This is a genomic window from Myxococcus sp. AM011, assembly GCF_013372595.1.
Taxonomy (GTDB): domain Bacteria; phylum Myxococcota; class Myxococcia; order Myxococcales; family Myxococcaceae; genus Myxococcus; species Myxococcus eversor.
This window is the reverse complement of record NZ_JABXEM010000140.1, coordinates 21,694-28,662: the sequence shown is the minus strand read 5'-3', so window position 1 is coordinate 28,662 and position 6,969 is coordinate 21,694. Positions and strand designations below refer to the sequence as shown.

The following is a 6,969-nucleotide window of genomic DNA, read 5'->3' as shown; positions in this document are numbered from 1 at the left end:
GCGCAATACCCCCCTCCTGGGTGCCCTCGCCGCCGGCCACTTCCCCCTCGCCGAGGCCGTCGCCGCCACTTCCAGCACCCAGTGGCAACAGGGTGCCGAGTACGAGGCCGAGTTCCTCTGGGCCTTCACCCTCCAGCTCCTCGGACGCACCCCACCCGCCTCGCCCGTCGCCCTGGAGCGTGTGCTCGTTCCCCTGGAGAAGGTGGGCAAGGAGCCCTACTCCAGCCGCGTCGCCGTCGCTCGGGCCCTGGCCTCCTCGGATCGGACCGCCTTCTCCGAGGCCTTCTCCACCGCGTGCCTCGAACATGGCCTCAACATCGAGAAGCGCGCTCGCTCGCTGTCGACGCCCGTGACGTCCTTCGCGCCACATCGGTTCATCTGGCTGGAAGGACTCGCCTTGCTGAGGCTGGCCGAGCGCGCCGGCATCGCTCCCGAGGACACCAGCTTCCGTTACTGCCCTCCCCTCGCCCGCGTGCCCATGACCGTGACGTACACGGGCGACTGGGCCCTTCAGACGACTCCGGCGGAGTAGCCAGCGTCATCTTGGGCGATGGGCTGCTCGGAGATGCGCCGCCGCACCCTCGGACGTCACCCCGAGCCCACGTGGTGACCGGAAACGAGCCCCGCTGTGTCCTCGGTCACCCCGGGCCCTCGTGGTGACGGGAAACGCGCTCTGCCGCGCCCTCGGACGTCACCCCGTCCCGACGGGTTGCCCGGGAGCGAGCTTTTCCGCGCCATCACACGTCACCTGGATGGAGCGCAGCTCCGTCGGCTCGCGCTGCAAGGTGAACGTGCCTCGCCACACGAGGAACAGCTTCATCGCATCCGTGTCGATGACGACCGTGTCCAGCTTCAGCTCCAGGTCCGCGTCGTCCAGGCCCCGTGCTCGCGGTGCCAGCACCCGTGGCGGCGTCAGCGCGGGCAGCTTGAAGCCCATCACCCCACCCGGCGTCACGTGGCCGAGCAACACGGACTCACCACCCCGCAGGTACTCCGTGACGAGCTGGTCCTTGGGCGCCCCATTCAGGAAGCGCCGGTCGAAGTCCTTCGGCAACAGCGGGCTGCGCGACTTGCGCCACGCGTCGTCGTACGTCCCCGCATAGGACGCGCGCGGTTGCCAGTGCGGCTCGATGAAGCCGAACCCCATGGGCGTCGGGCACTGGCCCCACGTCTTCAACAACTCACCGGGCGACTCCAGATTCGGCAGCCGCAGCCCTTCCTCGAATCGACTCCCCCTGGCTCGGAAGCCCGTGCCCAGCGGGTTGCGAGGCTCGAACGTGTGCTTCGCGGCGTCCTGCGCGCTCTTGTCCCAGCCTCCGAAGGACCGCTCGTAGCGCAGGGGGATGCGCTCGAAGGCCAGCGGCTGGGTGATGCCGATACCCCCCAGGCTCTTGAACCACGTCCGGTCCCCCACCACGCGCACCTGCTTGTGGATGGGCCCGACATGCAGCTCCGCGAGCAGCTCGCGCGTCCCCACCTTGGGCGCGTGCGCGTGTCCCAGCAGCACCACGTCCGTGCCGACCTTGGTGAACGCGCCCTCGGGCTCCAGGCGCAGGCTGGACGTCTCTTCTCCGTCCCAGCGCTCACCCGCCACCATCAGGGGCGCCTGCTCCTCCGCGAGCACCGGCGCGCCGCGAGGCTTCAAGTCGAACGTGGCCTTCACCACGGGCACGAAGAGGGGACGCAGCACCTCATCGGTGAGGAACAGGGGCTCGAAGATGAAGGGGGTGCGGTTCTCGGTGGACGGGTGCCCCATGTTTCATCTCTATCAGTCCCCGTGAGCGCGTGACAGGACGGCAGGGCCACCCGAGTGGACGCGTGTGCGACGCGGATGCAAGCTTGCTGGAATCCCCCGTGACACCCTCCCACCTCCAGCCCGGCCCGGACGAGACTGTCGACTCCATCGGCACGGCGGGCGTGCGCGTGTTTCAGCGACGCAATGGCTACCGGTTCACGCTGGATGCCGTGCTGCTCGCGCACTTCGCGGCCACCGAGTCCACCAGGGGCCCGGCGAGTCCCGTCCTCGAACTGGGCGCGGGCAGCGGTGTGGTGTCATTGCTCCTGGTGAAGCAGTTCGGCCTTGGGCCCGTGGATGCGCTCGAACTCCAGCCCGCTGTGTTTGCCCGGCTTGCTCGCGCCGTGGCGCTCAATGACTGTGAGGCCCGGGTGCGGCCGGTGCTCGGAGACCTGTGTCGCATCCGGGGGTTCGTCACCGGTGGCGCCTATGGCCATGTCGTGTCGAACCCTCCGTTCCGTGTCGCCGATGCGGGAGTGCGCAGCCCGGATGACGAGCGCGCCATCTCCAAGTCGGAGGTGGCCTGTGATGCCCAGGCCGTCATCACGGCGGCGCGCTACGCGCTCGCTCCCGGGGGACTGGTGAGCCTGGTGTATCCCGCGGCGCGCGCGGCGGAGGTGCTGGGGTGGCTGGCCCAGGCGAAGCTGCATCCTCGCGTCCTGCGCTTCGTGCACTCGCGCGTGGATGCTCCCGCGACACGGTTTCTCGTGCAGGCCGTGCGTGACAGGGACAGGGGCCTCACCGTGCGCCCGCCGCTCGTCGTCCATGGCGAGGGGCCCGGAGGCTACTCGCCCGAGGTCGCCGCGTTGATGGATCCACCCCTCGCTGAGCAGGCCCTGCCTCCGAGCGAGAGCGACTGAGCGGCTACGCGCCCGAGGTTGTCGCACTGATGGACCTGCTCCACGCGGAGCAGTCACTGCTTCCGAGCGGGAGCGACTGAGGGGCTATTCGCCTGAGGTCGACGCGCTGATGGACCCGCCCCTCACGGAGCAGGCCCTGTCTTCGGGCGAGAGCGACTGAGCGGCTCCGCGCCCCAGGTCGCCACGCTGATGGATCCGCCCCTCACGGAGCAGGCTCTGCCCCCGAGCGAGAGCGACTGAGCGGCTATTCAGCGCCCAGGGGCCTGGTGTTCGTCACCTGGAGGCCGCCGCCCTCTGACGCAGTGATGAACACCTCGCTGCGCGAGGGCACGTCGAGTGTCACGCGACGCTGTTGCTTGCCCAGGGTGAACGTCACCGCCAGCTCGCGCCGTCCTGGCTTCACGTCCTGGATGAGTCCACCCGAGCCTCCTGCCTCACCCTTGCGTGCACCGTCCAGCGTCACCTCGCAGGACTTGAGACAGCGGACATGCAGGCGCGATGTGTCCGCGAGTCCCGCCTGCTCACGCGCCTCCTTGATGTCCGCGAGTGCTCGGTGCTTCGTGAGGATGACGCGGCCCTTCGAGTCACCCTGATACGTGGCCTCCGTTCCCGCGGGCACGTCGACATAGCTGGCGAAGAGCTTCCGGTTGAGCAGGTCCGCCGTGCCCTCCACGCGGCGCTTGCCGGGCTCCACGTCTCGGAACTCCCAGGTCCGTTCATCTCGACGCGTTCCCCTGCGCTCGTCGAGCATCACCGTGCAGGCCTCCAGGCAGCTCACGAGGGCCACGCTCTTCGCGGTGGACGGTGGCGGTGGGGGAGGGCTCGGGGTCTTCTCGGTGCCTCCAGGTGCGACTCGCGCGGTTCCCTCCACCCACTCGGGGGTGCCGGGGGAGGTGGTGCTCTCCTTGCGCACGACGATGCGCTGGTTGCTCACGAGGTAGACGGTCGCCAGGGCCGTGTCGGGGATGTCCGCGAAGCCGCTCACCAGGGGACGACCGAGCACTCCCGTGGCCTCCACTCGACGGGCTCCCGGGGTGATGCCCTGGAACTCCCAGAGGGCTTCGTTGACTCGACGCCCTCGCTTTCCGTCGAAGACCACCGTGCACGTCTCCGTACAGCGCACGCTGACGGTGACGCCTTCTTGCGCGAAGGCCGGGGCGGACAGCGACAACGCCAGGGACAGGAACACGTCGCGGAGGGCCATGGGCGGACCAGTCTGGCGCCCGCCGTGCTCCGGGTCGAGCCGCCTGGCTCTCCACACGTGAGGCGTCGAGTGGAGCGGCCGTGAGCCCGCCTGTCCACCGAGGGAGGGCGCTGTGGCCGCGCGTGCGACTCATCCGGTCCGTTCCCAACGTACTCAGGTTTCCCGGACGGGCCCATGCATGGCCCCCCAGCAAGGAGAACAGGGCATGAACGTGGTGACGCTGACCGAGCAACCCGACTTCCTCAAGGCGGCGGCCTTGCTGCCTCCGCGACTGTCACTCGGCTCGACGATGGTGGTCCATGGGCTGGCCAAGCTGCGCAAGGAAGGCACCGAGCAGCACGCGGGCTTCTTCGAGCAGCTCGGGTTCAAGCCCGGCCGCCCCTTCGTGCTGGCCACGGGCGTGACGGAGGTCCTCGCGGGCGTGAGCGCCATCCTGGGCTTCGCCACCCGGCCCGCCGCGCTGGCCGTGCTCGTCACCCAGGCCGTCGCCATCGCCAAGGTGCATGGCCCCAAGGGCTTCGACATCACCAAGGGCGGGTACGAGTTCAACGTCGCGTTGTGTGCCATCTCCCTCGGGTTGCTGTTGCGGGGACCGGGGCAGCTGTCGGTGCATGGTGCCTTGGAGGAGCGGGTGAAGCGCAAGGAGCTGCGTCGGTGGAGGCTGCTGCCTCGCCAGCGCCGCCGCTCGCGGCTCCTGGACCTGCTCGGCTAGGGGGCCCGTAGGGGGAGTGGGGGTGCCCGGTGACGCACATGCCAGCGTCGGGGGCAGGTGTGTGTGTCGTCTGCCCGCCTGCCGATGGGGCGGGCACATGGGGGCTGTCCCTGGAGGGCCTGGAGCCTCGTAAGATGCGCGGGCCCATGCTTCCGTCCGTCTTCGTCCTGCTGGCGCTCGCCACCTCGCCGGGTACCTCCCCGGCGCGCGAGCCCGCTCCCGCCAACAAGTTCTCCACAGCGCCCGTCACCGAGAGCGCCGAGCTGCTGTCCTCGGCCGGCTCCCAATCCGTGCGCTCCGCCCTGGGTACGGAGTCCTCGGTCGCGAGCGCCGCGAAGCGCGCGGGGGATGGATCCGCGCTGGCGGTGCTGGGTGCGGATCATCCGAGCGTTGCCTCCGTCATGCTGAGCGCCGGAGAAGGCTCCGTGAAGGCCGTGGTGGGCACCGCTCACTCGAACGTGGCCTCCGCGATGCTGAGCGCGAGTGCTGGTTCCGTGCGCTCCGTCGCGAGCCAGTCCTCGTCGAACGTGGCCTCCTCGATGCTGAGCGCGGGTGCCGGTTCCGTGCGCTCCGCCGTGAGCCAATCTCCGTCCAGCGTGGCCTCCGCCGCGCTTCGCACGGGGACCCAGGCCGTGAGCACCGCGCTGGCCCGTGGCACTCCTGTCGCCACGGTGCAGCCCGCCTTGGCTACGTCATCGAACACCCCGCCTACCGAGCAACCCGCTCCCGCCCAGGGCACCGTCTCCGACCTGGGCAGCGCCGCGGCCCGAGCCGGCGCGGGCGCCCTCCGTGCCGCGGCCTTCGCCCTGGGCTCCGGCGCCACCTTCGTGCCCTCCCCCGAGGAGGCCGAGGCTCGCTACGTCCGAGGCCTCGAAGCCCTCAAGTCGAAGGACACCGCCACCGCCATCACCGAGCTCTCCGCCTGCGTGAAGGCCCTGCCCACCCGCGTGGACTGCCGCTGGGAGCTGGGCTGGGCCTACTCCGTCGAGAACCGTTGGGCCGACTCGCTCACGCAGTGGACCGAGGTCCAGAAGCTCGACCCCGAGCACGCGGACTTGGAGACCGCGCTCGCCCAGGCGCGAGGCCAGGCCGCCCTCCAGGCGAAGCTCTCCCAGTCCACGCAGGCCAGCAACCGTCCTCCTCCTCCCGCCGATGCCAAGGTGCGCATCCGCGCCGTGGGCGACATGATGCTCGGCACCACCATCCCCGAAGACAACCTGCCACCCGATGGCGGCGGTAGCGTGATTGCGGGAGTGCTCCCCCTGATGCAGGACGCGGACGTCACCTTCGCGAACGTCGAGGGCCCCCTCTGCGACAACGGCAAGACGACGAAGTGCCGCTCGTCCAGCAACTGCTACGCGTTCCGCTCGCCCACCGCCTACGGCCAGTTCTTCAAGGACGCAGGCGTGGACCTGGCCTCCACCGCGAACAACCACTCGGGTGACTTCGGCGAGCTGTGCCGCCGCGAGACGGAGGCCACGCTCGACGCGCACGGCATCGCCTGGAGCGGACCCCCGGGCTCCGTGGCCACCGTGGACCGCAACGGCCTGCGCATCGGCATGGTGGCCTTCCACACGTCGCCCTCCTGCAACCACCTCAACAACACCGCCACGGCCACGGCACTGGTGCGCGCCGCCGCGGCCGAGCACGACATCGTCATCGTCTCCTTCCACGGCGGCGCCGAGGGCGGTAAGGCCCTCCACGTCCCCAACGGCCGAGAGATGTTCTTCGGTGAGGACCGCGGTGACTTGCGCGCCTTCACGCACGCGGTGGTGGACGCGGGCGCGCACGTCGTCATCGGCCACGGGCCCCACGTCGTGCGCGGCCTGGAGTTCTACAAGGGCCGCCTCATCGCGTACTCACTCGGCAACTTCGCCACCTACGGCCGCTTCAACCTCAAGGGCCCGCAGGGGCTCGGCATGGTGCTGGAGGTGGAGTTGGACCGCGCGGGTGACTTCACCGCCGGCCGCGTCCTCGCCACGAAGCAGGTGGACAAGGGCATCGCCGTCCCCGACGAGAAGGGCGCCGTCATCAAGCTCCTGCAGGACCTCACCGCCACGGACTTCCCCGACTCCGGCGCCCGCATCTCCGACGATGGCGCTCTCCGCCGCGAAGGCAAGGGCCCCGTCTCCGTGCGCTGAACCTCGCGCCGTCCTTCTTCACACGCGAGCCCACAGTCCCGACAACCGCACACCCACGCCCACGCGATTCGTCGCCGGGCTTTCGTGGAATGCGCCGTATCAGGACACGCCTGAGCGACTGTGCCGCACGCCGCGCGTGTGAGCTGTACGTCACGGGAACCCGCGCTGAAGACTGACTGCTGGCCGCACTGCGGCTCTCGTGATTGCGGCACCAAGCATGACGCGGCTCGCGGAAGCGCGTTTCGCTCGCGTGCGTT

6 protein-coding genes are annotated in these 6,969 nt (G+C 70.0%); 4 read left to right on the top strand and 2 right to left on the bottom strand.

All coding sequences use genetic code 11. The features are described 5' to 3' along the window. Positions 1 to 532 (top strand): immunity 49 family protein (locus HUW62_RS26895; RefSeq protein ID WP_176436014.1); only part of this gene is annotated, 532 nt, incomplete at its 5' end. 159 nt (positions 533 to 691) lie between these two features. Here HUW62_RS26895 and HUW62_RS26890 read toward each other — a convergent pair. After that, complete coding sequence (locus HUW62_RS26890; protein WP_176436013.1) at positions 692 to 1,756, bottom strand: DUF2169 domain-containing protein; 1,065 nt, start codon at positions 1,754 to 1,756, stop codon at positions 692 to 694. A gap of 98 nt (positions 1,757 to 1,854) precedes the next feature. On the opposite strand from HUW62_RS26890, the gene HUW62_RS26885 reads away from it, so the two are divergent. Continuing rightward, on the top strand, positions 1,855 to 2,655 hold the full coding sequence (locus HUW62_RS26885; protein WP_176436012.1) for a methyltransferase: 801 nt from the start codon (positions 1,855 to 1,857) through the stop codon (positions 2,653 to 2,655). 244 nt (positions 2,656 to 2,899) lie between these two features. Here HUW62_RS26885 and HUW62_RS26880 read toward each other — a convergent pair whose 3' ends face one another. Then, the gene (locus HUW62_RS26880) at positions 2,900 to 3,859 is read right to left on the bottom strand and encodes a hypothetical protein (protein WP_176436011.1); all 960 of its coding nucleotides are present in this window, start codon (positions 3,857 to 3,859) and stop codon (positions 2,900 to 2,902) included. Positions 3,860 to 4,064: 205 nt separating this feature from the next. Between HUW62_RS26880 and HUW62_RS26875 the strand changes: the two genes are divergently transcribed. Next, positions 4,065 to 4,571, top strand: a complete 507-nt coding sequence (locus tag HUW62_RS26875) for a DoxX family protein (RefSeq protein WP_176436010.1) — start codon at positions 4,065 to 4,067, stop codon at positions 4,569 to 4,571. Positions 4,572 to 4,717: 146 nt separating this feature from the next. After that, positions 4,718 to 6,712, top strand: coding sequence for a CapA family protein (locus HUW62_RS26870; protein ID WP_176436009.1), 1,995 nt, complete (start codon positions 4,718 to 4,720; stop codon positions 6,710 to 6,712). Positions 6,713 to 6,969 lie beyond the last annotated feature (257 nt).